Origin of the sequence: Ornithinimicrobium cavernae (assembly GCF_003121625.1) — a bacterium.
In the GTDB taxonomy this organism is placed as follows: domain Bacteria; phylum Actinomycetota; class Actinomycetes; order Actinomycetales; family Dermatophilaceae; genus Ornithinicoccus; species Ornithinicoccus cavernae.
The window spans coordinates 145460-169083 of sequence record NZ_QDDJ01000012.1; the positions used below are offsets into that span (position 1 = coordinate 145460).

General features: G+C 70.9%; 19 protein-coding genes. 10 read left to right on the plus strand and 9 right to left on the minus strand.

The genetic code is table 11. The annotated features are described in order from the left end of the window. Positions 1–2: 2 nt before the first annotated feature. Genes DA085_RS14795 through DA085_RS14815 form a run of 5 tightly spaced genes read right to left on the minus strand, consistent with a single transcriptional unit; the run spans position 3 to position 5371 of the window. The gene (locus DA085_RS14795; protein WP_109473736.1) at positions 3–797 is read right to left on the minus strand and encodes an SDR family NAD(P)-dependent oxidoreductase; all 795 of its coding nucleotides are present in this window, start codon (positions 795–797) and stop codon (positions 3–5) included. Then, positions 797–1717, minus strand: coding sequence for a PCC domain-containing protein (locus DA085_RS14800; RefSeq protein WP_109473737.1), 921 nt, complete (start codon positions 1715–1717; stop codon positions 797–799). Before DA085_RS14800 ends, DA085_RS14795 begins: the two co-directional genes overlap by 1 nt. Then, positions 1714–3354: an acyl-CoA synthetase gene (locus DA085_RS14805; RefSeq protein WP_202619257.1), complete on the minus strand. Its 1641-nt coding sequence runs from the start codon at positions 3352–3354 to the stop codon at positions 1714–1716. The genes DA085_RS14800 and DA085_RS14805 overlap by 4 nt, the downstream gene beginning before the upstream one ends. Next, the gene (locus tag DA085_RS14810) at positions 3351–4523 is read right to left on the minus strand and encodes an acetyl-CoA acetyltransferase (RefSeq protein WP_109473738.1); all 1173 of its coding nucleotides are present in this window, start codon (positions 4521–4523) and stop codon (positions 3351–3353) included. The genes DA085_RS14805 and DA085_RS14810 overlap by 4 nt, the downstream gene beginning before the upstream one ends. Further along, positions 4520–5371 carry an IclR family transcriptional regulator gene (locus tag DA085_RS14815; protein WP_237565543.1) on the minus strand — a complete coding sequence of 284 codons (852 nt, stop codon included), beginning with the start codon at positions 5369–5371 and terminating at the stop codon, positions 4520–4522. The genes DA085_RS14810 and DA085_RS14815 overlap by 4 nt, the downstream gene beginning before the upstream one ends. A 326-nt stretch (positions 5372–5697) precedes the next feature. On the opposite strand from DA085_RS14815, the gene DA085_RS14820 reads away from it, so the two are divergent. Genes DA085_RS14820 through DA085_RS14840 form a run of 5 tightly spaced genes read left to right on the plus strand, consistent with a single transcriptional unit; the run spans position 5698 to position 12347 of the window. After that, the gene (locus tag DA085_RS14820; protein WP_237565544.1) at positions 5698–6714 is read left to right on the plus strand and encodes a DctP family TRAP transporter solute-binding subunit; all 1017 of its coding nucleotides are present in this window, start codon (positions 5698–5700) and stop codon (positions 6712–6714) included. 3 nt (positions 6715–6717) lie between these two features. Then, positions 6718–7218 carry a TRAP transporter small permease gene (locus DA085_RS14825; RefSeq protein WP_109473740.1) on the plus strand — a complete coding sequence of 167 codons (501 nt, stop codon included), beginning with the start codon at positions 6718–6720 and terminating at the stop codon, positions 7216–7218. After that, positions 7215–8669 (plus strand): TRAP transporter large permease, encoded by a 1455-nt coding sequence (locus DA085_RS14830; RefSeq protein ID WP_109473741.1) that lies wholly within the window; start codon positions 7215–7217, stop codon positions 8667–8669. Before DA085_RS14825 ends, DA085_RS14830 begins: the two co-directional genes overlap by 4 nt. A 1-nt stretch (position 8670) precedes the next feature. Continuing rightward, positions 8671–9471 (plus strand): SDR family NAD(P)-dependent oxidoreductase, encoded by an 801-nt coding sequence (locus DA085_RS14835; RefSeq protein ID WP_109473742.1) that lies wholly within the window; start codon positions 8671–8673, stop codon positions 9469–9471. A 23-nt stretch (positions 9472–9494) separates the two neighbouring features. After that, entirely contained in the window at positions 9495–12347 is a 2853-nt protein-coding gene (locus DA085_RS14840) for an FAD-binding and (Fe-S)-binding domain-containing protein (protein WP_109473743.1), read from the plus strand. A gap of 30 nt (positions 12348–12377) precedes the next feature. Here the strand turns inward: DA085_RS14840 and DA085_RS14845 are convergent, their stop codons facing one another. Then, positions 12378–13595: an MFS transporter gene (locus tag DA085_RS14845; RefSeq protein ID WP_109473744.1), complete on the minus strand. Its 1218-nt coding sequence runs from the start codon at positions 13593–13595 to the stop codon at positions 12378–12380. A 54-nt stretch (positions 13596–13649) separates the two neighbouring features. Between DA085_RS14845 and DA085_RS14850 the strand changes: the two genes are divergently transcribed. Next, the gene (locus DA085_RS14850) at positions 13650–14042 is read left to right on the plus strand and encodes a MerR family transcriptional regulator (protein WP_109473745.1); all 393 of its coding nucleotides are present in this window, start codon (positions 13650–13652) and stop codon (positions 14040–14042) included. 78 nt (positions 14043–14120) lie between these two features. On the opposite strand, the gene DA085_RS14855 is transcribed toward DA085_RS14850, so the two are convergent. Further along, positions 14121–15473, minus strand: coding sequence for a uracil-xanthine permease family protein (locus DA085_RS14855; protein ID WP_202619261.1), 1353 nt, complete (start codon positions 15471–15473; stop codon positions 14121–14123). A gap of 168 nt (positions 15474–15641) precedes the next feature. Between DA085_RS14855 and DA085_RS14860 the strand changes: the two genes are divergently transcribed. Genes DA085_RS14860 through nrfD form a run of 4 tightly spaced genes read left to right on the plus strand, consistent with a single transcriptional unit; the run spans position 15642 to position 22286 of the window. Next, positions 15642–16679: a Gfo/Idh/MocA family protein gene (locus DA085_RS14860; protein ID WP_202619258.1), complete on the plus strand. Its 1038-nt coding sequence runs from the start codon at positions 15642–15644 to the stop codon at positions 16677–16679. A 5-nt stretch (positions 16680–16684) separates the two neighbouring features. Further along, positions 16685–20026 carry a formate dehydrogenase gene (fdh, locus tag DA085_RS14870; protein WP_237565545.1) on the plus strand — a complete coding sequence of 1114 codons (3342 nt, stop codon included), beginning with the start codon at positions 16685–16687 and terminating at the stop codon, positions 20024–20026. Beyond that, positions 20026–21135, plus strand: a complete 1110-nt coding sequence (locus DA085_RS14875) for a 4Fe-4S dicluster domain-containing protein (protein WP_109473749.1) — start codon at positions 20026–20028, stop codon at positions 21133–21135. The genes fdh and DA085_RS14875 overlap by 1 nt, the downstream gene beginning before the upstream one ends. After that, entirely contained in the window at positions 21132–22286 is a 1155-nt protein-coding gene (gene nrfD / locus DA085_RS14880; RefSeq protein ID WP_109473750.1) for an NrfD/PsrC family molybdoenzyme membrane anchor subunit, read from the plus strand. The genes DA085_RS14875 and nrfD overlap by 4 nt, the downstream gene beginning before the upstream one ends. Before the next feature lie 272 nt (positions 22287–22558). On the opposite strand, the gene DA085_RS14885 is transcribed toward nrfD, so the two are convergent. Together DA085_RS14885 and DA085_RS14890 are read right to left on the minus strand one after the other, a co-directional pair. Further along, positions 22559–23032, minus strand: a complete 474-nt coding sequence (locus tag DA085_RS14885; protein WP_109473751.1) for a GNAT family N-acetyltransferase — start codon at positions 23030–23032, stop codon at positions 22559–22561. A gap of 114 nt (positions 23033–23146) precedes the next feature. Continuing rightward, entirely contained in the window at positions 23147–23440 is a 294-nt protein-coding gene (locus tag DA085_RS14890) for a hypothetical protein (RefSeq protein ID WP_109473752.1), read from the minus strand. Positions 23441–23624 lie beyond the last annotated feature (184 nt).

Genomic DNA, 23624 nt, shown 5'->3' on the forward strand with positions numbered 1-23624 from the left:
CGTCACACCGCTCTCATCGTCAGGCCGCCGTCGACCGGCAGGCACACTCCGTTGACATACGCCGCCTCGTCCGAGGCGAGGAACAGCGCCGCGTTGGCGACGTCCCAGGGTGTGCCCATCCTGCCAGGCGGGCAGGCGGCGTGGCGCACGGCCAGCAGCTCCTCGATGGAGTCCGCCTGCGAGTGCAGCTGGGCGCGCACCAGCGGCGTGTCGATGAAGCCGGGCGCGACCGAGTTGGCGCGGACGCCGTGCGCGGCGTTGCGCAGCGCGATGGACACCGTGAGCTGGTTCACCGCGGCCTTGGCCGCCATGTAGGCCGGGTAGTCGTAGCCGACGTCGCGCAGGGAGGCGACCGAGGAGATGTTGACGATCGCCCCACCACCGCGCTCGATCATCGACGGCAGGACGTACTTGGTGGTCAGCAGCACCGAGTCGACGTTGACCGCGAAGGCCTTGTGCCAGGCCTCGAGCGAGATCTCGGTGGGCCCACCCAGGAAGGTGGCACCGACATTGTTGTGCAGTATGTCGATCGGCCCGAGAGCGGACACGGCGCCGGACACGGCGCTCGCCACCTGCGCCTCGTCGGTCACGTCGGCGGAGAGCGCGACGGCACGGCCGCCCTCCTGCTCGATCATCGCGACGGTGGCCTGCGCGGCCTCCAGAGCGATGTCGACGCACCCGACGAGGGCGCCCTCCCGGGCGTAGGTCACCGCGGCCGCCTGTCCGTTGCTGACCCCGTCGCCGACGGATCCGGCACCGACGACGAGGGCGACCCGTCCCTCCACACGTCCGGTCATCAGAGGACCTCCTCCACATAGAGCTCGAAGGTGACCGCCACGGGGTTCTCCCCGAGGGCGATCACACCGTTGTGCACCTCGCTGTAGATGTCGACCAGGGTCCCCTGGAGCTCCACGACGGGCTCCGGGCCGCTGAGGTCGGCGCCGCCGAGCAGCTGCGTGTACTCGACCGCCGGCCAGGCGACCTCGTGGACCTCGCCGTCCTCGGCGAGCAGCCGGGCACCGACGGTGCTGCCCAGGCTCGCCCGGACGCGGGCGCGCCCGAACCCGGCCTCACGGCATACCCGCAGGACTGCCTCGTCGAGGTAGACCCCCGGCAGGACCCGCGAGATGACTGCGCGGGGTGCGTCGGCCGGCACGTCCAGGGCGGGCCCGGTGTACGGCCGCGGGGTGAAGGCCGGCATGCCGGTCTCCGGGTCGTCGGCGCTGACCTGCTCGGCCCCCGGGAGCGCCCGCAGCACGACCTCGATCGGGACGTCCCCGACCCGGGCGTCGGGCAGCAGGTGTCCGCCCCGCAGTCGTCCGCGGGCGTCCAGCCAGGCCGCGTGGGTGTGGGTGAACCGCTCACCGAACCGGTGACCCACCGTCCCGGACCCGCTCAGCACCATAGCGGGCCCCGGGGCGACGTGCGGCTCGCTGAAGGACACCGGCTGGGCAGGGTCCTCGCTGATGGCCGGGTAGACGAACGGCAGGTGCCCGAAGGTCCCCGTGCCGAGCTCGACGCTCGCGGCCTGCGCGCCCGTCGGCTCCAGCAGCGCCCACAGCGCGTCGGTCAGCAGCTCACCAGCGGCCAGCTCACCACGGACCACGACCACCGGGCTGGGCACCGAGGCCAGCCGCTGAGCCGGGGCCGGCCCCGTGTAGACCAGCGGCTCTCCCGCACGGCCGGTGACGGTCGTGGCCGAGGTGGCACGCGTCATACGGCGCCGTCCTGCCCGAGCAGCGTCTCCCGGATGGTGCGCTTGACGATCTTGCCGTACCCCGACTTGGGCATGGTCTCCCAGAAGACGAACGTCTTCGGCATCTTGTAGCGCGCCATGAGCGGCTCGAGGAAGGCCCGGAGCTCGGCCTCGTCGACCTGCGCACCGGCCTTCGGCACGCAGACGGCGACACCGACCTCGCCCCACTTGGGGTCGGGCAGGCCCAGGACCGCGCACTCCCCCACCGCCGGGTGCTTGAGCAGCTTCTCCTCGATCTCCCGGGGGTAGATGTTGGAGCCGCCGCTGATGAACATGTCGGACGCGCGGCCGGTGACGTAGAGGAACCCCTCCTCGTCCAGCATGCCCAGGTCGCCCGTGCGGAACCAGCCGTCCCGGAACGCCTCGGCGTTGGCCGTGTCGTTGTTGAGGTAGCCGGCGAACACCGCGGGGCCGGCGACACAGATCTCGCCCTGCTCGCGGGTCGCGACCTCCGTGCCGTCCTCGGCGCGGATGCTGATCTCCATGCCGGTCCGGGGGTAGCCACAGGTGCCGAACTCCACGCCCTCCGGTGACGGACGCCCGTGCAGGTGCGGCGGCAGCACCGTGATGTTGCCGGTCACCTCGCCGAGCCCGTAGTACTGCACCAGCACCTCGCCGAGCACCGCCCGGGCGTGGTCGCGGTCGGCCGTGTACATCGGCGCACCGGCGTAGATCACGTAGCGCAGCGACGAGTGGTCGTACCTGGTGGCCTCGGGTGCCTCCGCGAGCGTCTTGAGGATGGTCGGCACGGTGAACATGTTGGTCACCCGCTCGCGCTCGACCAGCGACCACAGCTCGTCGGTGTCCATGCTCGAGGATGTCGGCAGCACGGTCTTGGCGGCCCGCGCCACCTGTGCGGCGTGGTGGATCCCGGCCCCGTGCGACAGCGGCGCCACGACGAGGTGGGCGTCCTCCTCAGTCGTGCCGGGCATCAGGTCGCACAGGTGGTTGGTGAGCACGAAGCCCATCTGGTCGTGCGTCAGCACGGCGGCCTTGGGCCGCCCGCTGGTGCCGGAGGTGAAGAAGTACCAGGCGTGGTCTCCGGGGAGCAGATCGGGGACGGTCGGCTCTCCACCGGCCGGTATGCCGGCAATCGCCCGCTCCTGTCCCTCACCTGCCCCGATCCACCAGGTCCCGGCGGTCAGGTCGACCTCGGCGCCGACGGCCGCGGCGTGGTCGGCGTAGTCCACGTGGCAGATGAGGGCCTTGGGACGGCACAGGTCGGCCAGGCCGGCCGCCTCACCGGCTGTGAGCCGGAAGTTCGTGGGCGCGAAGACCGCGCCGATGCGCCACGTGGCGTACATGACCTGGATCAGCTCGATGTGGTTGGGCGAGTGCACGAGCACCACGTCCCCGCGGCCGATGCCGCCGGCCTGGAGCTCGGCGCCGAGGTCATCGACCATCCGGTCCAGCTGCGCCCAGCTGATCCGGGTCTCCCCGTGCACGACCGCGTCACGGTCGGGGAAGCGCCTCGCGTTGTGGCGCAGGGCCTGCGCCAGGCTGACGGCCCGCACCTGCGGGCGTGACGACGCCGCCGGGGCGAGCTCTGCGAACGGCACCGGCTGGCTGGCCCGCACCTCCTGGACAGGGGCGCTCACTTGGCGCGCTCCAGCACCGAGAAGTAGTTGGCGACGGCGGCACCGCCCATGTTGAAGACACCGGCGACGTCCGCGTCCGCGATCTGCATGTCGCCGGCCTCGCCGACCAGCTGCATGGCGGCCATGATGTGCTGGCTGACGCCGGTGGCGCCGATGGGGTGCCCCTTGGACTTGAGCCCACCGGACGGGTTGACCGGCAGGTCACCGTCCCGGGTCGTGCGGCCGCTCTCGATGGCGGTGGCACCCTTGCCCGGCTCGGCCAGACCGAAGGCCTCGTACTCCAGCAGCTCGGCGACGGTGAAGCAGTCGTGCGTCTCCAGCAGGGACAGGTCCTCCAGCGTGGTGCCGGCCTCGGCCATCGCGCGCGTGAAGGCGTCCTTCGCGCCGACGAACTCCAGCACGTCGGCGCGCCGGCTCAGCGGGAGGTAGTCGTTGGCGTTCGCCCGTCCGCGGAAGGTGATGGCCCGGGGGGCGGAGTCGACGAGGTCTGCGGAGGTGATGACGAGTGCGGCGGCGCCGTCGGAGACCATCGAGCAGTCCGTGCGGCGCAGGGGGCCGGCGACCTGCGGGTTCTTGTCGGAGACCGTGTTGCAGAACTCGAAGCCGAAGTCCTTGCGCAGGTGCGCGTAGGGGTTGTCGATGCCGTTGGCGTGGTTCTTGGCGGCGATACGGGCCAGGGTGTCGCCGTGGTCGCCGTAGCGGGCGAAGTACTCCTCGGCGATCTGCCCGAAGATGCCCGCGAAGCTCCCGGCCTGCTCCTCCTCGGCGCGGTAGGACGCGTGGAGCAGGGCGTTGTTCACCACCTCGTGCGGCGACGCGGTCATCTTCTCCGCCCCCGCCACCAGGGCGACCTTGCCGCGGCCCGACTGCACGAAGTCGAGGGCCGCGTAGAGGGCGGCCGAGCCGGTGGCGCAGGCGTTCTCCAGACGCACCGACGGCACCCGGCCCAGCGACGGCTGACCCACACCCACGAGCCCGGCCTCGAAGCCCTGCTGGGAGAAGCCTGCGTTGAAGACGCCGACGAAGATGCCGTCCAGGTCTGCCGGGTCCACCTCGGCGTGCTCCAGCGCCTGCGCCGTCACCCCCGCCAGGAGCGTCTCCACGTCCGGTTCCTGCGACTTGCCGAACTGGCTGTGTGCCCAACCGGTGATCACGGGTGATGCGTTCAAGAGGTCCTCCTCGGAGCCTGTGCGTGCGGGGTCACCGGTCCGGTGCCCTCGTCGTTCTGCTGGTTGGCGAGGGAGGCCTCGATGACCGAGGCCTCCTTCTTCATGACCGCCACGAGCTCGTCGCGGCGTGCGCCGCTGAGTCGCGGCTCGATGCTGGCGACCGACAGCGCCGCCGTCGGTCCGCGTCCGGGGACGTTGATGATGACCGCGACCGCCCACGAGCCGGGCGCCACCAGGCCCTCGTTGAGGGCGTAACCCTCACGGCGGGTCCGGTCGACCACGTTGCGCAGCAGGTCCGCCGAGATGCGGGGATAGCGGCGGCTCATGATCTCGTCGTTGACGTCGATGACCTGCTCGACCTCGTCGTCCTCGAGCGCGGCGAGGATGGCCAGGCTCCCGGCGCCCACCCCCAGGGGGTGCCGGTCGCCGACCGCGAGAGCGTTGTTGCGGATCTCCCCGAACCCCTCCTCGCGGCGGGCACACACCGAGAACGACCCCTGTCGCACGGTGAGGAAGGTGGTGTCCTCGGAGAGCTCGGCGATCCGGACCAGGCTCGGGCTCGCGGTGCGGATGAGCGGGTCGGTGCGCTCGCCGGCCAGCTCGCCCAGGATCTGCGACTGCAGGCCGAGCCGGTAGCGCCCGGAGGGCTCGATGCGCTCGGCGTAGCCCAGCTGCACCAGGGCGTTGAGGACGCGGTGGACGCTCGCCTTGGGGCGGCCGCTGACGTGCGCGAGGTCGGCCAGAGTGACGCCGTCGGGCCGGTCACGGGCCATGACACCGAGCAGGTTGAGCAGGGTCAGGGCGCGGTGGATGCTCTGGGCACCGGAGCCGGCAGCGGACTCGTCCATGGCATGAGCGACGTTCCACGTTGCAGAACGTCTCAGTATCTGGCCTCTGTCACGGACTCGGTCCAGTGGGTCAACAGCCGCATCATCGCGCATAGATGCAGTATGCAGACCGCGACCTAAGACGTAAAGTCCGGACCACATAGTGGACCGGCAATATTGCGAATCAAGGGGTGGAACGTTGACACGGCCCCCGTCGGCCGCGCAACATCGACCAGTGGACACGACGGGGTGCCTCTCGAGGACTCCCGCCGGTGCCAACCCCACGGCGCACAGCAGCGCCACGCACTGGGCGCAGAGCGGCGTCCCCTTACGGCAGGAGAACACTCGTGAAAGCACGCAACACCCTGGGCCTGATGTCGGTGGTCCTCGCGTCCGGTCTCGTCCTCACCGCCTGCGGCGGGGGCGACGGCGCCAGCGCCGACGGCGAGACCTATGAATGGGACTTCACCGTCACGACCGGCAACACGTCCACCTGGTTCGAGGGCGCCGAGCTCTTCGCCGACCAGGTCGAGGAGAAGTCCGGCGGGCGCATGAAGGTCAACATCTTCCCCAACGAGCAGCTCTCCAACGGCAACACCGTGGCCGGGCTGGAGCAGCTGATGAACGGCGAGAAGGACCTCTCGTTCAACTCGACGATCATCTACGCCAGCATCGACCCCAAGTTCGGCGCCGTGAACGCACCGTTCCTCTACACCGACCTCGAGCAGGCCCGCGCCACGCTGGAGGCCACCGGGATCGAGGCCTACAAGGAGGCCTCGGCCGAGCACGGCGTGCAGCTCCTCGCCATGGGTGAGAGCGGCTTCCGCCAGCTGACCAACAGCCGCGGCCCCGTGCGCACCCCCGAGGACCTGAAGGCCCTCAAGATCCGCATTCCCGGCATCGGCCTGTTCGACGACATCTACAAGCAGCTGGGTGCCAACCCGACCACGATGACCTTCTCCGAGGTGTTCACCTCGCTGCAGCAGGGCACGATCGATGGCCAGGAGAACCCGATCGACATCATCTACACCTCCGGCCTCAACGAGGTCCAGGACCACCTGACGGTGTGGAACTACGTCTACGACCCGCTGATCCTCGGGATGAACAAGGACGTCTACGACTCCATGTCCCCTGAGGACCAGGCCATCGTGGAGGAGGCTGCCAAGGCCGCCGCGGAGCTCCAGATCACGAACAACCGGGAGAAGGAGGACGGCGAGCTGGAGGAGCTGCGCTCCAGCATGGAGGTCATCGAGCTGACCGAGGAAGAGGCCACGGCCTTCCGCGAGGCGATGAACCCCGTCTACGAGCAGTACCAGGACATCTGGGGCGAGGACCTCGCCACGGCAGTCACCCCGGAGGGCTGAGGCGTGGACCGCGCACTGTCGGCGGTCGAGAACGGGTTGACGGCGCTGGCGTTCGCCACGATCACCTCCGTGGCGTTCCTCAACGTCGTGACCCGCTACTTCCTGGACGCCTCCCTGGCCTTCACCACCGAGGTCACCATCAACGTCGCGGTGTGGCTGACCATGCTGGGTGCCGTCATCGGCATCCGGGAGGGCAGCCACCTGGGGTTCAGCCTGTTGCAGGAGAAGCTGCGCGGCCGGGCCCAGCAGGTCCTCACCGTGCTCATCGGCGTGGCCATCATCCTGTTCTTCCTCATCCTGGCCCGCTACGGGTGGGACCAGGTGGCCTCCCAGCTGCAGAGCGGCCGGGCCACCCCGGCGATGCGGATGCCCCAGTGGGTGTTCACCCTGGCCCTGCCGGTCGGCTCGGTACTGGGCATCCTGCGCACCGTGCAGGTGACGGTGCGCGGTCTGCGGGGCCAGTCCACCGGTGAGGGACTGACCCAGGGGCAGGCGATCGCATGATCGAGCTCATCCTGTTCGGTTCCTTCCTGGTGCTCCTGGCCCTGGGCGTGCCGGTGGCCTTCTCCCTGGGCCTGGCGGCCGTGGCCACCATCGTCTACGCCTCCGGCGCCGACCAGCTGTCCGTGGTGCCCAGCGTGGTCTTCGCCTCGCTGTCCTCGGAGACCCTGCTGGCCATCCCGTTCTTCATCCTGGCCGGCGCGATCATGGAGTACGCCGGGATCAGCGCCCGACTCATCGACTTCGCCGACGCCGTGGTCGGCAAGTTCAAGCACGGCCTGGCCATGGTCGTGGTCATCTCCGCGTTCTTCTTCTCCGCGATCTCCGGCTCCGGCCCGGCCACCGTCGCGGCGATCGGGTCCATCCTGATCCCCGCGCTCATCCGCCGCGGCTACGCCCGGCGGCACGCCGCCTCCATGGTCGCCGCCGCCGGCTCGATGGGCATCGTGGTGCCCCCCAGCATCGCGTTCATCATCTTCGCCGTGGTCGTCTCGGAGTACCAACGGGTCTCCATCGGCCGCCTGTTCATCGCCGGCATCGTGCCCGGCATCCTCATGGCCATCGCCCTGATCGTCGCCGCGTTCTTCCTACCGCGCGTCATGCCCCAGGTGGCCGCCCGGACCGCCCAACCGGCCCTGGCCGGCGCCCGCGGTGGCACCGGCACGAGCGACACCCCGGCTACTGCCGACACCGACGGCCTGGGCGCCGGTGCCTACACCGCCCCGGAGGCCGAGCCGTTCTCCGAGGCCGAGGCAGAGGTCGCCGAGCACGTCGGCGACGGCACGGCCCGACAGCACTGGGCCAGCGCGTTCCTGCGGGCCATCCCCGGCCTGCTGGTCCCGATCATCATCCTCGGCGGCATCTACGGCGGCATCTTCACCCCCACCGAGTCCGCGGTCGTCGCCTCGGTCTACGCGCTCATCGTCGGCCTGTTCATCTACCGGGAGATCAAGATCACCCGCCTCCCGCGGGTGTTCACCGTCGCCGCGGTGCAGTCCGCCGTCGTCATGCTCATCGTCGGCTGCGCCTCGGTGTTCGCCTACGTGATCACCCGCCAGCAGGTGGCCCAGACCGTCTCCGACGCGCTCCTGGGCATCACCGAGAACAAGTACCTCATCCTGCTCATCGTGATGGTCCTGCTGCTCATCGTCGGCATGTTCATCGACGCCGTCTCCGCCCTCTACCTCTTCGTGCCGCTCCTGGCCCCGGTCCTGCTGCACGTGGGCGTGGACGTCACGACGATGGGCGTGCTCATGGTCGTCAACCTGGCCGTCGGCATGATCACCCCACCCGTCGGCGTCAACCTGTTCGTCGCCGCCGGCATCGCCCGAGCACCCCTGTCCGAGGTCGTGAAGGGCATCATGCCCTTCCTGTCCGCCGTGCTGATCGTCCTCACCCTGGTGACCTTCATCCCGGCACTGTCCAACTGGCTACCCGACCTCCTAGGAGTCTGACATGACGACCACCGCACCTGAGCGGGTCGCACCCGTCGACCTGTTCGACCTGACCGGCCGGGTGGCGCTGGTCACCGGCGCCGCCCGCGGCATCGGGCGCTCGATCGCCGAGCAGCTGGCCCAGCGCGGCGCCAGTGTGGTCGTGGTCGACGTGCTCGACCCGGCGGAGACCGTCGAGGCCCTGCGCGCCGCCTACCCGTCGAGCACCTTCGAGGGACGGGTCGTCGACGTCCGCGAGCGGGCCGAGGTCGAGGCCGTCGTCAACGAGACCGTGGCCCAGTTCGGTCAGCTGGACATCCTGGTCAACAACGCCGGCACGGCCAGTCGCAGCGGCCTGCCGGAGTTCACCGACGAGGAGTGGTTCCGCGACATCGACACCAACCTGCGTGGGACGTTCCTGTTCTGCCAGGCCGCGCTGCACCCGCACATGGTCGAGCGCGGGGCAGGGACGATCATCAACATCAGCTCGATCAGCGGGATCATGGGCGGTCCCACGTCCGGTGGTGAGGGCGGTGGTCGCTCCGGTCCCGCCTACGCAGCCTCCAAGGGTGGCATCATCGCGCTCACCACGTGGCTGGCCAAGGAGGTCGGCAGGCACGGTGTCACCGTCAACTCGGTGGCCCCGGGGCCGGTGGCCACGCCGATGACCGGCACGGTGAGCTACGACTTCAGCCAGCAGCTGCTGCAGCGGATGGGCACGCCGGAGGAGATCGGCGCGGCCGTGACCTACCTGGCCTCCCCCGGCGCGGGCTACGTCACCGGCCAGACGCTCCGCGTCTGCGGCGGTGCGGCGCTCGGCTGAGGCGACTGTCGGCATACGCGATCATGACCCCACGAGCAGTCGTTGCGGCGCCTGACCTCACCACGCTGGCGACCGATCTCACCGAGGTGCTCGGTGAGGCGGCCGTCAGCCGGCGACCGCTGGACCTGCACGCGATGGCGCACGACGCCTCGCACTACCTGCTGACCCCGGAGCTCCTGGTCCGGCCGACCTCGACCGCGCAGGTGGCCGCGGTGCTGGCAGCCTGCGACGTCGCCGGCGCGCCGGTGACGTTCCGCTCCGGAGGGACCAGCCTGTCCGGGCAGGCGATCACCGACGCCGTGCTGGTCGACACGCGACGTCACTTCACGCAGGTCGAGGTGCTGGACGGCGGCGCCCGCGTGCGTGTCCAGCCGGGTGTCACGGTGCGGGCGGTCAACGCCCGGCTGGCGCCGTACCGGCGCAAGCTCGGCCCCGACCCGGCCAGCGAGGGCGCCTGCACCATCGGCGGGGTGGTCGCCAACAACTCCAGCGGCATGCACTGCGGCACGGAGCTCAACACCTACGCCACCCTCGAGTCGATGGTGCTGGTCCTGCCGACGGGCACCACGATCGACTCAGCCGCTCCCGACGCGGAGGCCGAGCTGGCCGCCCGAGAGCCGGAGCTCGTCGCCGGCCTGCTCGCGCTGCGGCGACGGGTCCTCGACAACGCCGAGTCGGTGGCGACGATCACGCGTCTCTTCGCGATGAAGAACACCATGGGCTACGGCCTCAACGCCCTGGTGGACTTCGAGTCCCCGCTGGACATGCTCGTGCACCTGATGATCGGCAGCGAGGGGACCCTCGGCTTCGTCGCCTCGGCGACCTTCCGCACCGTCCCGGTCTATCCCCACGTCAGCACGGGCCTGCTGGTGTTCGACTCGGTCGCCGCCGCCACCGGCTCCGTCCCCGCCCTCGTGGGCACGGGCACCGGCACCGCGGAGCTGCTCGACGCCGCCTCGCTGAAGGTGGCGCAACAGGACCCCACCTGCCCCGCACAGATCGCCGCGCTCTCGGTGGTCGACCACGCGGCCCTCCTGGTCGAGTGGCAGGGCAGCACCGGGGAGGAGCTCGAGGACGCGGTCGCGGCGGCCACGCCGACGCTGGAGGACCTGCCCCTCTCCACCGCCCTCGAGCTCACCCGTGACACCTCGGCGCGGGCCGGCCTGTGGCGGGTCCGCAAGGGACTGTTCTCCGCCGTCGCCGGCGCCCGCCCGGCCGGCACGAACGCCCTCCTGGAGGACGTCGTCGTGGGGGTCGACGTCCTCGGCGAGACCTGCGTCGCCCTGACCGAGCTGTTCGCGGCGCACTCCTACGAGGAGTCGGTGATCTTCGGTCACGCCCGTGACGGCAACGTCCACTTCATGCTCAACGAGCGGTTCGACGACCCGGCCTCGCTGCGCCGCTACGAGGCGTTCACGCACGACATGGTCGACCTGGTCCTCGGCCACGGCGGGTCCCTGAAGGCCGAGCACGGGACCGGTCGCATCATGGCGCCGTTCGTGCGCCGCCAGTACGGCGACGAGCTCTACCAGGTGATGTGGCAGCTCAAGCGGCTCATCGACCCCCGCGGACTGCTCAACCCGGGCGCCGTCCTCTCCGACGACCCCACGTCATACCTGCGCGACCTCAAGCCCAACCCGCGTGTCGAGGAGGAGGTCGACCGCTGCGTCGAGTGCGGCTACTGCGAGCCGGTCTGCCCCTCCAAGGACCTCACGCTCACCCCGCGGCAGCGGATCGTCGTGCGCCGCGACATCCAGACCGCCCGGGCCTCCGGCGACCACGCCCTCGCCGACGCCCTGGAGCGCGACTACGACTACGACGGCAACCAGACGTGCGCCGTCGACGGCATGTGCCAGACCGCGTGCCCGGTGCTCATCGACACCGGCGACCTCACGCGACGACTGCGGCGGGAGTCGCAGTCGCGCCTCGCCGACCGCGCCTGGGCCCTCGCGGCCCGCTCCTGGGGCGCGCTGAGTCCGCTCGGTGGCGCGGCCCTGACCGCCGCCAAGATCCTCCCCTCCGGCCTGCCGGTCAGTGCGACCCGCGCGGTGCGGACCGTGGTGAGCCACGACCGGGTCCCCGAGTATGACGCCCGGTTGCCTCGGGGAGGCACGTCCCGTCCGCGGTTGTCACCGCAGGCCCCGGAGGCCGTCCTGTTCAGCGCCTGCATCGGGGAGATGTTCGGCACGGAGCCCGGCGCCCCGGTCCACCGCCACGGCTCCGGTGCCACCGGTGCCCTGGTGGACCTGTGTGTCCGGGCCGAGGTGCCGCTGCGCACGCCAGAGGGTCTGGGCGGGCTCTGCTGCGGCACACCGTGGAAGTCCAAGGGCCTGACGAGCGGCTACGAGCTGATGGCCGACCGCGTCGTGCCCGCCCTGCGCGCCGCCACCGACGACGGCCGTCTGCCCGTCGTCGTCGAGGCGTCGTCCTGCGCGGAGGGCCTGGTCACGATGCTGACCTCGCGCGCCCCGGAGCTGAGGGTCGTGGACGCCGTGGAGTTCGTCCGCGACACCGTGCTCCCCCGCCTCTCGGTGACGCGCTCGCGTCCGTCGGTTGTCGTCCACCCGACCTGCTCCACCGAGCGTGCGGGCACGACCGGTGCGCTCATCGACCTGGCCCGAGCGGTGTCCGACGACGTCGTGGTCCCGGTGGCCTGGGGCTGCTGCGCCTTCGCCGGGGACCGCGGCCTGCTGCACCCCGAGCTCACCGCCTCGGCGACCGCCGCCGAGGCGACCGAGGTCGCCCTGGCCGCGGCGCAGCGCCCGGGTGAGACGGCATACGTCTCCTGCAACCGGACCTGCGAGATCGGGATGACCCGCGCGACCGGCCAGCCCTACCGCCACGTCCTGGAGCTGTTGGCCGAGGCCACCTCCTGACAGCGTGTGTCACGCGCGACCCGTGGACGGTCACGGACCCGGTCTGCGACGGACGACCCACAACCCGAGGGCGGCGACCGCAGCCGTGAGGGCGGCCGGCCCGGGCAGCGCCCAGGTGCCGTGCTGCGCGACCAGCAGGCTCGCCACCGCCGCACCGACGGCGATGCCTCCGTTGAAGACGACCGGGATGAGCACGGCGGCGAGATCCCGGTGTGCCTCACCGGCACGCTGCAGGATCTCGGTCTGGGCGAGCGGGGGCAGTGCACCGGTCACGAGGCCGAGCCCGATGACGACCGCGACACCCACCGGGGAACGGTCGGCCCAGTGCAGGGCGAACAGCGCGAGCGCGGTCGCCGCGCCGGCCACTGCCAGCCAGGTCGCGTGCCCCCTGACCCGCCCGGCGGCGGCCACCCCCAGGGCCGACGCGACGCCGAAGGCGAGGAGGAGGCCGCTCATGCCGCCGGGCACGATGCCGGCCGCCGGCTCACCGAGGCGCGTGATGAAGGTGTAGGTGCCGTAGAACCCGACGAGCAGCATGCCCACCAGCCCCGTCACGGCCAGAATCGGAGTCAGCGGTGCCCGCACACCGTCCACCGCACGGACCTCGGGGACCTTCCGCGGCTGCGCCGGCACCGTCCACCGCACCAGGGCGAGGGTGAGGAGCGCCCCCGCGCCGAGCATCGCGAAGGCCGAGCGCCACCCCCACAGGTCGGCGACCAGGCGGGCGGCGGGCGTGCCCAGCACCAGTCCGAAGGTCGCCCCACCCAGCAGGACCGCCACCGCCGGCCCGAGGATCTCCCCGGGCACCAGGTCCGCGACGTGCGCGTTGGCGGTGGCCCAGAGCAGACCGACGGCCGCAGCGCCGGCCAGGCGGGCCGCGAAGGCGATCTCGTAGGTGGGGGAGGTGGCGGTGACGAACGACGAGGCGGCCACGACGGCCAGTCCGGTGAGGATCAGGGCGCGTCGGTCGAGACGCCGCGTCACGCGGGTGAGCGGGATGCTGGCGACGACGACCGTGAGCGCCCACGCGGCCACGAGCTGGCCGATCCGGGACTCCGCGACCCCCAGGCCCTCGCTCATCGGGACGAGGACCGCGGTGGGGAGCATCTCGGCGGTGACCATGACCAGCGTGGCGGTGCCCAGCGCCAGCAGTGGTGGCCACGGGAGCCGGGGCGCGGGTCCGGTGGTGCGCGTGACGGGCCTCGTGAGGGGGCTCGCGGGGCGGGTGCGGCCGGTGGAGGAGTTCATCCTTCGACGGTAGAGTTTGACACTAATGTCAATGTCAAGGATGAGGTGAGAGCCGTGAGGATCGGTGACGTGGCACGACGCACGCAGGTGCCGCCCCGGCTCATCCGCTACTACGAACAGCAGGGGCTGCTCGAGGCCGATCGCATGTCGAACGGCTACCGCAGCTACCGGGAGGAGCACGTCGACCGGATCCAGCGGGTCGCCGGCCTCGTGCAGGCCGGACTGCCGACCCGGCTCGTCAAGGTCCTGATCGAGGCCGAGGACGCGGCCGCCCACGACGAACCGACGTGCCCGCAGGAGACGGCCGAGCTGCTGGCCGCAGAGCTCGTCCCCATCGAGGAGCGGATCGCCTGCCTCACCCGCAGCCGCGACACGATCCGGGACTACCTGCAGCGCACCAACCACGAGGCGGAGCTGCGCCGCGCGGCGGAGCGGCACAGCGCCTGACGCCCCCTCCGCCCACGCTCAGGGCAGGGCAGTCCGTCACCGTCCACCCGCGTCCCGGGTGGCGTCAGGCGTGGTCCCTCAACGCGGGGACGGGCCCGGGTCGTTCCAGTCCGGCGTCGCCAGCTCCGGCGCCGGGTGGGTCGAGCCGCCGACCTGCAGGTGGTCGCCCTCGCTGGCGACCGCGCCGGTGACACGGTTGATGCCGTGCATGCCGTGGTAGAGCACCAGCGCCGCAGCCGTGCCGAGCGCGATGCCCTCGAAGGCCAGGTCTCCCACGACCCACGTGTAGTTGGCGATGCCCACGATCAGCGCGACGGCGCCCGTGGTCAGGTTGATCGGGTTGCTGAAGTCCACGCGGTGCTCGACCCAGATGCGGAAGCCCAGCACGCCGATCATGCCGTAGAGCACGGTCGCGGCACCGCCGAGCACCCCGACCGGCACGGTCTGGATCGCGGCGCCGAACTTGGGCAGGAACGCCAGCCCGATCGCGGTGAGGCCGGCCACCCAGTAGGCGGCGGTCGAGTAGACCTTGGTCCCCGCCATCACGCCGATGTTCTCGGCGTAGGTCGTGGTGCCGGACCCGCCGCCCGCGCCGGCCAGGGTGGTGGCCAGGCCGTCGGACATGAGGGTCCGCCCGATGTAGGGGTCCAGGGCCTCAGACGAGCTGTCCGTCATCTGGGCCACCGACTTCACGTGGCCGATGTTCTCCGCGACGAGCACCAGCACCACGGGCAGGAAGAGCCCGGCGACGTTCCAGTGGAAGTCCGGCAGCAGGAACTCCGGAGCCCCCACCCAGGCCGCCTCACCGATCGCGGCCGTGTCGACCTCGCCGCGGAGCGCCGCCACGGCGTAGCCGACGACGACGCCCAGCAGGATCGACAGGCGCCCAATGAGCCCGCGGAACAGCACGGTGCACAGGACGATGGCCAGCAACGTCGCGAAGGCGGTCACCGGCGCCTGCTCGACGTTGTTCCACGCCGACGGTGCCAGGTTGAGCCCGATCAGCGCGACGATCGCGCCGGTCACCATCGGCGGCATGAGCCGGCTGATCCACGCGTGCCCCACGGCCTGGACGATGAGGCCGATCAGGAAGAGCGTCGCGCCCGCCATCACCACGCCGCCGAGGGCACCGGCCGGGCCGTGCTGGCCCTGCGCGGCCGCGATGGGCGCCAGGAAGGCGAAGGAGGACCCGAGGTAGGACGGCACCCGGTTGCCCGTGATGAGCAGGAACAGCAGCGTGCCGATGCCGCTGAACAGCAGCGTGGTGCTGGGCGGGAAGCCGGTGATGAGCGGCACCAGGAAGGTCGCGCCGAACATCGCCACGACGTGCTGCATGCCGATGCCGATAGTGGGCACCCACGCCAGGCGTTCGCCGGGTGAGACCACCTGGCCCGGCTTGATCCGGTAGCCGTCGCCGTGCACGGTCCACAGCTTCACGTTGGTCTCCTCGAGGGTGGTGGTGACGGCACCTCAGATGTATGCCGTGGGCCGAGCGAGCGCGCGACCGCGCCGATCCTACCGACCCCCATTCTTGGGGAGGATCGGAACGTCGCATCCGCATTCTGAGGGAGGATCGGAACAGGCGACTACGGTGAGCGCGTGCTCTCCTCCGTGCCGCTCAGCCGGGTCCCGGATCCTGCCGACGCTCCCCCGCTGCGCTGGGGAGTCCTCGGCCCCGGGACCATCGCCCGTGCCTTCGCCGGAGCCCTGCTCACCCACTCCCACCAGCAGATCGTGGCCGTGGGCTCACGGACGGTGCAGCGGGCCCGGGGCTTTGCCGCCGAGTTCGGCATCACCCACGTGCACGGCGGCTACGAGGCCCTGGTGAGCAACCCGGACGTCGAGGTCGTCTATGTCGCGACCCCGCACTCCCACCACCGGGAGCACGCCCTCCTGGCGATCGCGGCGGGCAAGCACGTCCTGGTCGAGAAGGCGTTCACGCGCAACGCGGCGGAGGCTCGCGAGGTCGCCGAGGCTGCCCGCGCGGCCGGCGTCGTGGTGCTCGAGGCGATGTGGTCCCGCTTCCTGCCGACCGCCGACGTGCTGCGGCAGCTGCTCGCCGACGGGGCGCTCGGCGCGGTCCGCACGGTCGAGGCGGACCACGGACAGCTCATCGGCGCGCAGGACGCCGACCGTCTGCACAACCCGGCCCTGGCCGGAGGTGCCCTGCTCGACCTGGGCATCTATCCGGTCTCCTTCGCGTCGCTCGTGCTCGGTCCACCCGACGAGGTCACGGCCACCGGCACCCTGACATCGAGCGGTGTCGACGAGCAGGTGCGCGCGGTCCTGCACGCCGGTGGGGCGGAGGCCGTCCTCACCACGACGCTGGCCGAGCGGACGCACACCAGGGCCGCCGTGGTCGGTGAGCTCGCGCGGGTGGACCTGCCGGGAGACTTCTACCTGCCCGTGCCCCTGACACTGACATCCGCGGACGGCAGGACCCGACTGACGGCCGACCCCGGGCCGATCCGGGGCCACGAGGGGCTCGTCTACCAGGCTGCCCACCTCGCCCAGCTCGTCGCCGACGGGACCACAGAGTCGCCGCTGCTTCCCCCGGACGAGACGATCGGCATACTCACCACCACCGACGAGATCCGGCGACAGGTGGGCGTGGTCTATCCCGGCGAAGTAGCCTGAGGTCCATGGCCCCAAGGGACTCGACCTTCCTCGGGTGGCCCGTGCTGCGACAGCTGGCCACCGGCGACCTCCTGGGGCGCGGTGCGGCCGCGACCTCGCGTCGGACGCGCGAGCACCAGCCCCGCACGGTCACCGCCGACCGCGTCGTGCAGAGCGTCTGCCCGTACTGCGCCGTCGGCTGTGGCCAGAAGGTCTTCGTCAAGGACGAGAAGGTCGTCCAGATCGAGGGTGACCCGGACTCCCCCGTCAGTCGTGGCCGGCTGTGCCCGAAGGGCGCGGCGAGCGAGCAGCTCGTGAACTCTCCGACCCGGCAGACCCACGTCCTCTACCGGGCCCCCGGGGCGACCGAGTTCCGGCGGATGGACCGCGACGAGGCACTGGACATGGTGGCCGACCGCTTCGTGCGGAGCCGCGCCGACACCTGGCAGGAGCTGGACGACAGGGGCCGGCGGCTGCGCCGCACCATGGGGATCGCCTCGCTCGGGGGAGCCACCCTCGACAACGAGGAGAACTACCTCATGAAGAAGCTGTTCACGGCGGCGGGGGCGATCCAGATCGAGAACCAGGCCCGCATATGACACAGCTCCACGGTTCCCAGTCTGGGGACCTCGTTCGGGCGCGGCGGCGCCACCCAGTCCCTGCAGGACATGGCCAACGCGGACTGCATCATCATCCAGGGCTCCAACATGGCCGAGTGCCACCCGGTGGGGTTCCAGTGGGTCTCCGAGGCCAAGGCCCGCGGCGCCCGGGTCATCCACGTCGACCCGCGCTTCACCCGCACGTCCGCGATCGCTGACACGCACGTCCCGATCCGGGCGGGCACCGACGTGGTCCTGCTCGGTGCGCTCATCAACCACGTGCTCAGCAACGACCTCTACTTCCGCGACTATGTCGTTGCCTACACCAACGCAGCGACCCTGGTCAGCGAGGACTTCGTCGACACGGAGGACCTCGACGGCATCTTCTCCGGCTTCGATCCCGAGACCGGCACCTATGACCCCTCCTCCTGGTCGTATGCCGAGCGCGAGGCCCCCGAGGGACCGTCACCGGAGACCGGTGGTCCGGCGGGCGACGACGCGTCCCCGGACGGCGGGATCGAGAGCCCGGCGGGCGACGAGCACGGCGCGAGCCGGCGTGCCCGGGCAGCCGGCGGTCAGCACGGGGCCGCCGGTCCGGCCCTCTCCCACGCCAACGTCCTCCGGGACGAGACCCTCCAGCATCCGCGCAGCGTCTTCCAGATCCTCAGGAAGCACTACCGGCGGTACACGCCCGAGATGGTGCGAGACGTCTGCGGTATCCCCGTCGAGCAGTTCCACGAGGTCGCCCGCGCCCTGACAGAGAACTCCGGGCGGGAACGGACCACCTGCTTCGCCTACGCGCTCGGTTGGACCCAGCACAGCCTGGGTGCACAGTTCATCCGGACCGCCGCCATCCTCCAGCTGCTGATGGGCAACATGGGTCGACCGGGGGGCGGGATCATGGCGCTGCGCGGCCACGCCAGCATCCAGGGGTCCACCGACATCCCGACGTTGTTCAACATCCTGCCCGGCTACCTGCCGATGCCGATCGTCGGTGAGCACGACACCCTGCAGGACTACCTCGCCCAGATCTCCTCACCACTGCAGAAGGGCTACTGGACGGAGGCCGAGAGCTACACCGCGAGCCTGCTCAAGGCGTGGTGGGGCGACGCGGCGACCCCCGAGAACGACTTCTGCTACGACTACCTGCCGCGGCTGACCGGAGCCCACGGGACCTACCAGACCGTGCTGGCGATGCTCGACGACGAGGTGGAGGGCTACTTCGTGGTCGGGCAGAACCCTGCGGTCGGGTCGGCCCACGGCACGATGCAGCGCCTGGCGCTGGCCCACCTCAAGTGGCTGGTGGTGCGGGACTTCCAGCTGGTCGAGACGGCCACCTTCTGGAAGGACTCCCCCGAGATCGCCACCGGCGAGCTGCGCACCGAGGACATCGACACCGAGGTGTTCTTCTTCCCGGCGGCCAACCACGTCGAGAAGGCCGGCACCTTCACCCAGACCCAGCGGATGCTCCAGTGGCGCCACCAGGCCGTCCAACCGCCAGGTGACGCCCAGAGCGAGCTGGAGTTCTTCCACGAGCTGGGCGTCCGGGTCCGGGCGCGGCTGGCCGGGTCGACCGACGAGCGTGACCGGCCGCTGCTCGACCTCACCTGGGACTACCCCAAGGACGCGCACGGCGAGACCGACAGCGAGGCCGTGCTGCGCGAGATCAACGGCTACCACCTCACCGGTGAGCGCGCCGGTGAGCTGCTCGACTCGTTCACGCAGATGCGGCCCGACGGCTCGACCTCCGGCGGGTGCTGGATCTACACCGGCGTCTATGCCGGCGGTGTCAACCGGTCGGCCAACCGCGTGCCGGGGAGGGACCAGGGCGAGGTCGCCCACGACTGGGGCTGGGCCTGGCCCCTGAACCGCCGGATCCTCTACAACCGGGCCTCCGCCGACCCGCAGGGCAGGCCGTGGAGCGAGCGCAAGGCCTACGTGTGGTGGGACGAGGAGGCGCGTCGCTGGACCGGCAAGGACATCCCGGACTTCCCCGTGGACCGGGAGCCGTCGTTCCGTCCCGATCCCGACGTGGGCGGCCCGGCGGCGCTGGCCGGCGACGACCCGTTCATCATGCAGGCCGATGGCAAGGGCTGGCTGTTCGCGCCCAGGGGCATGGTGGACGGTCCCCTGCCGACCCACTACGAGGCCCAGGAGTCACCCGTCACCAACCCGCTCTACGCCCAGCAGAGCAACCCGAGCCGGCTCACCTACCCGCGCAAGGACAACCTGTGGAGCCCGTCCGGGGCCGAGCCGGGGGCAGAGGTCTATCCCTACGTCTTCACCACCTACCGGCTCACAGAGCACCACACCGCCGGCGGGATGAGCCGCTGGCTGCCCTACCTCTCCGAGCTGCAGCCGGAGATGTTCTGCGAGGTCTCCCCCGAGCTCGCCGCAGAGCGCGGCCTGACCAACGGTGACTGGGCCACGATCATCTCGGCCCGCAGCGCGATCGAGGCGCGGGTGCTCGTCACCGACCGCATGCGTCCCCTGACGGTCCAGGGGCGCACCGTGCACCAGATCGGCCTGCCCTACCACTGGGGTGTCGGCGGTGACGCCGTCGTGGAGGGCGACGGCGCCAACGACCTGCTCGGCATCGTCCTGGACCCCAACGTGCAGATCCAGGAGTCGAAGGTGGGATCGTGTGACATCCGGGCCGGGAGGCGGCCGCGCGGCGAGGCCCTGCGGCGGCTCGTCGCCGACTACCAGTCCCGCTCGGGTGCCACCGTGGAGACCGGCAACGCCCGACTCACGCAAGGAGACCGGTGATGGGATACCTGGCCCGCCAGCTGGCCGGACGGACCGACCCCGCCGCGGACGCCGGCTGGTCGGACCCGCCCAGCCGCAAGGGCTTCTTCACCGACACCTCGATCTGCATCGGCTGCAAGGCCTGCGAGGTGGCGTGCAAGGAGTGGAACGCGCTGCCCATGGACGGGGCCCTTGACCTGACCGGCAACTCCTACGACAACACCGGGGGCCTGGGCGCGAGCACGTGGCGCCACGTCGCCTTCGTCGAGCAGAGCCAGGAGCGGATCACCGCCGCCCGGGAGTCGGGCAGGCGCCTGGTCGACCTCGGTATGCCGACAGTCGGCTCTCCCTCCCCCTCACCTGCCCCCGCCTCCCGGGGTGTGCCGGCGGGCTACGGCACGCTGCCCGCCCCGCCCGAGGAGCACGGCCCCTCGCTCGGTGAGCTGTTGTCGCAGAAGGCGTCCGCGGAGAACGGCGACCTGGGCACGACGCTCGAGGGCACCCCGATGGTGGGACCGCTGCCGGAGTTCCGGTGGCTGATGGCCTCCGACGTGTGCAAGCACTGCACCCACGCCGGGTGCCTCGACGTCTGCCCGACCGGCGCGCTCTTCCGCAGTGAGCACGGGACGGTCGTCGTGCAGGCGGATGTGTGCAACGGCTGCGGTTACTGCGTGGGCGCCTGCCCGTTCGGCGTCATCGAGCGTCGCACGGACTCGTCCGTGTCCGTCACGGGCGACGGTCACGTGCCCAATATCGGTGTGGCACAAAAGTGCACGCTCTGCTACGACCGGATCGGGCACGACCAGGAGCCGGCCTGTGCCCAGACCTGCCCGACGACCTCGATCCGGTTCGGCGCGCGTGACGACATGGTCGCCGCCGCGCAGGACCGTGTCGCGCAGCTCCACGAGCAGGGGTTCACCGAGGCCCGCCTCTACGGCGCCAACGATGACGACGGTGTCGGCGGCACCGGCTCGGTCTTCCTGCTGCTGGACGAGCCGGAGGTCTACGGGCTGCCGCCCGACCCGGTCTGCGCCACGTCCAAGCTGCCCGAGATGTTCCGCGCGGCAGGGGTCGCGGGCCTGGGCCTGCTCGCCGCGGGAGCGGTGGCCTTCCTGGGTGGCCGCCGGTGACCACCTCACCGTTCGACAGCTACCGGCCGCCCGAGGAGGGTGGCCGACGACGACGCCGCAGTGGCGTGCGCGGTGCGGTCAGCGGCGCCGTCTCGGACGCGTCCCGTGGGATGGGCAGAGGCCGGACCAGCTGGCTCAACCGTGACGGCGGCGGTCGGCGCGAGGCCCCGGCCGTCCCGGACGCGGAGTTCTCCAGCTACTACGGCCGGGCCATCATCAAACCCGTCCCGTGGAAGCACGAGATACCCGCCTACCTGTTCGTCGGCGGCGTGGCGGCGGGGTCGGGCATCATCGCGGCGGGCGCGGCAGCCACCGGGAGGGAGCTGCTCCGGCGCAACAGCCGCCTCACCGCGATGGCCGGGGTCGCGGTCAGCGGGGCTCTGCTGGTGGCCGACCTGGGTCGGCCCGAGCGCTTCCTCAACATGATGCGCACGGTCAAGCTCACCTCGCCGATGTCGGTCGGCACCTGGATCCTGTCCGGCTATGCCGCGTTCGCGGGGGCGACCACCGCCTCGGAGGTGGCCCGGATGCTGCCGCTGCCCGAGCGTGGTCCTGTCGGTGTCCTGGCGCGGTTGGTGCGGGCGGTTGACAACCCGGCGAGCGTCGGGCAGGCGCTGTTCGCGGCGCCGCTGGCTGCCTACACGTCGGTCCTCCTGTCGGACACGGTGATTCCCGTCTGGTTGGAGAGCCGGCGGGAGCTCCCCTTCGTCTTCGTCGGGTCGGCCGCCCTGGCCTCCGCCGGGGTCCAGCTGGTGCTCACCCCGACCGACCAGACCGGCCCCGCCCGGCGGTTCGCGCTCATCGGAGTCGTCACCGAGCTGCTCGCCATGCACCGTCTCGAGGAGCACCTGACCGAGCTGGACCTGGACGAGCCGGTCCGCACCGGAGCGGGCGGGTCCAAGCTGCGACTGGCCAGGGCGCTGACGGTCGCCGGCGGCTTGGGCACCCTGCTGGCCGGCCGCAGCCGGGTCGCCGCTGTCGCCTCCGGCCTGGCGCTGGCAAGCGCCTCCTCGCTGACCCGGTTCGGGATCGTGGAGGCCGGGATCGAGTCCGCCACGGACCCGAAATACACCGTTGGCCCGCAGAAGCGCCGCCTGGAGGAGCGCCGCGACCGTGGGCAGGTGCACGACAGCGTGGTCACCGTCCGCTGAGGGCCGCCAGCATGCTCCGGCTCTCAGTCCTCCGTTGCGAACGGCATGTGTTGAGGAGAGATAACTGCAGGGTCTCCGTAGAGTGTGCCGCCGGGATGCATGAGCACCGGGTGTTGGAGACCTTGAGGTCCGAGATTTCGCTCTTGTGCTCCGCGGGTCCTCGCAACAGCTGCCGCCGCACTGAGCCGTTCGCGAGCAGCATCACTGAGACGTCTGCTCCGCTCACTTCGGTGGCGTCGACTGTTGTTCGCCATGGCGGCAATTCCGGATGTTCACAGGGGTCGTTTGTAGCCCTCGTGGGTGGCTTGGTAGCCAAGCCTGTCGTAGAAGCGGTGGGCATCGGTGCGCGTCTTGTCGGTGGTCAATTGGACCAGGGTCGCGCCATGCCGGTGGCCATACTCGTGAGCCCACTCGAACAGAGCTGTTCCCAGTCCGGTGCCGCGCGTGCCGGACGCAAGGCGCACCCCCTCGATCTGGAGTCTCTTGGCCCCGTTGCGTGTCAGGCCGGGGATGAGAGTCAATTGCATGGTCCCGACGAGGTTGTCCTCGGCATCGCGGACCGCGACGAGGAGGTGGTTTGGATCGCGGTCGATCTCCTGGAACGCCACCGCGTAGCGCTCCAGGTCGGTCGACTCACGCTTGCAACCCAAGACATCATCCGCTAACAGGGCGGCCAAGGCCGGGATATCCGACTCGTTCGCGCGAGCGACGTTAAACCGGCGGCCGTCGAGCTCGAGTGTCTCCACCGTGGAAGTGTCCCATCCCGGTCTGACGGGAGCGCCTGGGCAATCGGGCTGACCGTGTTGACTGCGCCGACATCGGCACACGTCACCGCACTTCCAGCGGCAGAGGAGGGCGGATCAGTCATCCTCCGTTGGGTCGCTACCTGCTAGGTGGATGAGCCCCGGGGAGCCGTCCTCTATGCGCTCGATGTAAAGCGTGCAGGTTTGCTCTGGCCGCGCCGTGTCCGCTGCCCAGGCGAGGATCGCGTGCACGTCCTCGGCCCCACTGAGGCGATATTCGTCGCTGTGATAGCCCATCTGGCCCTGAGGAATCCCGGGTGGTGCTGGAGGCTGGTGCCAGAAGTACACCCGGTAGACCGGCCGATCGTCCTCCCACTCAGTATCGCGGGGGTCGATCCTCTCGATCTTCATATCCTGAGGCTACGGCTGATTTGGCATGCGCGAACTCAGCGGCATTATGCACGTGATCGGGGTGGGTGGGTCCTTCCTCGGTGGCCAGGGTCTGGCGGTGCTGGTCGGTGTCAACGTCGTTCATGCTCGCTGCGCTGCGCGTGCTCCATGTTGACGCCTCGGGCGCACCGCCATGGGGCGTCCT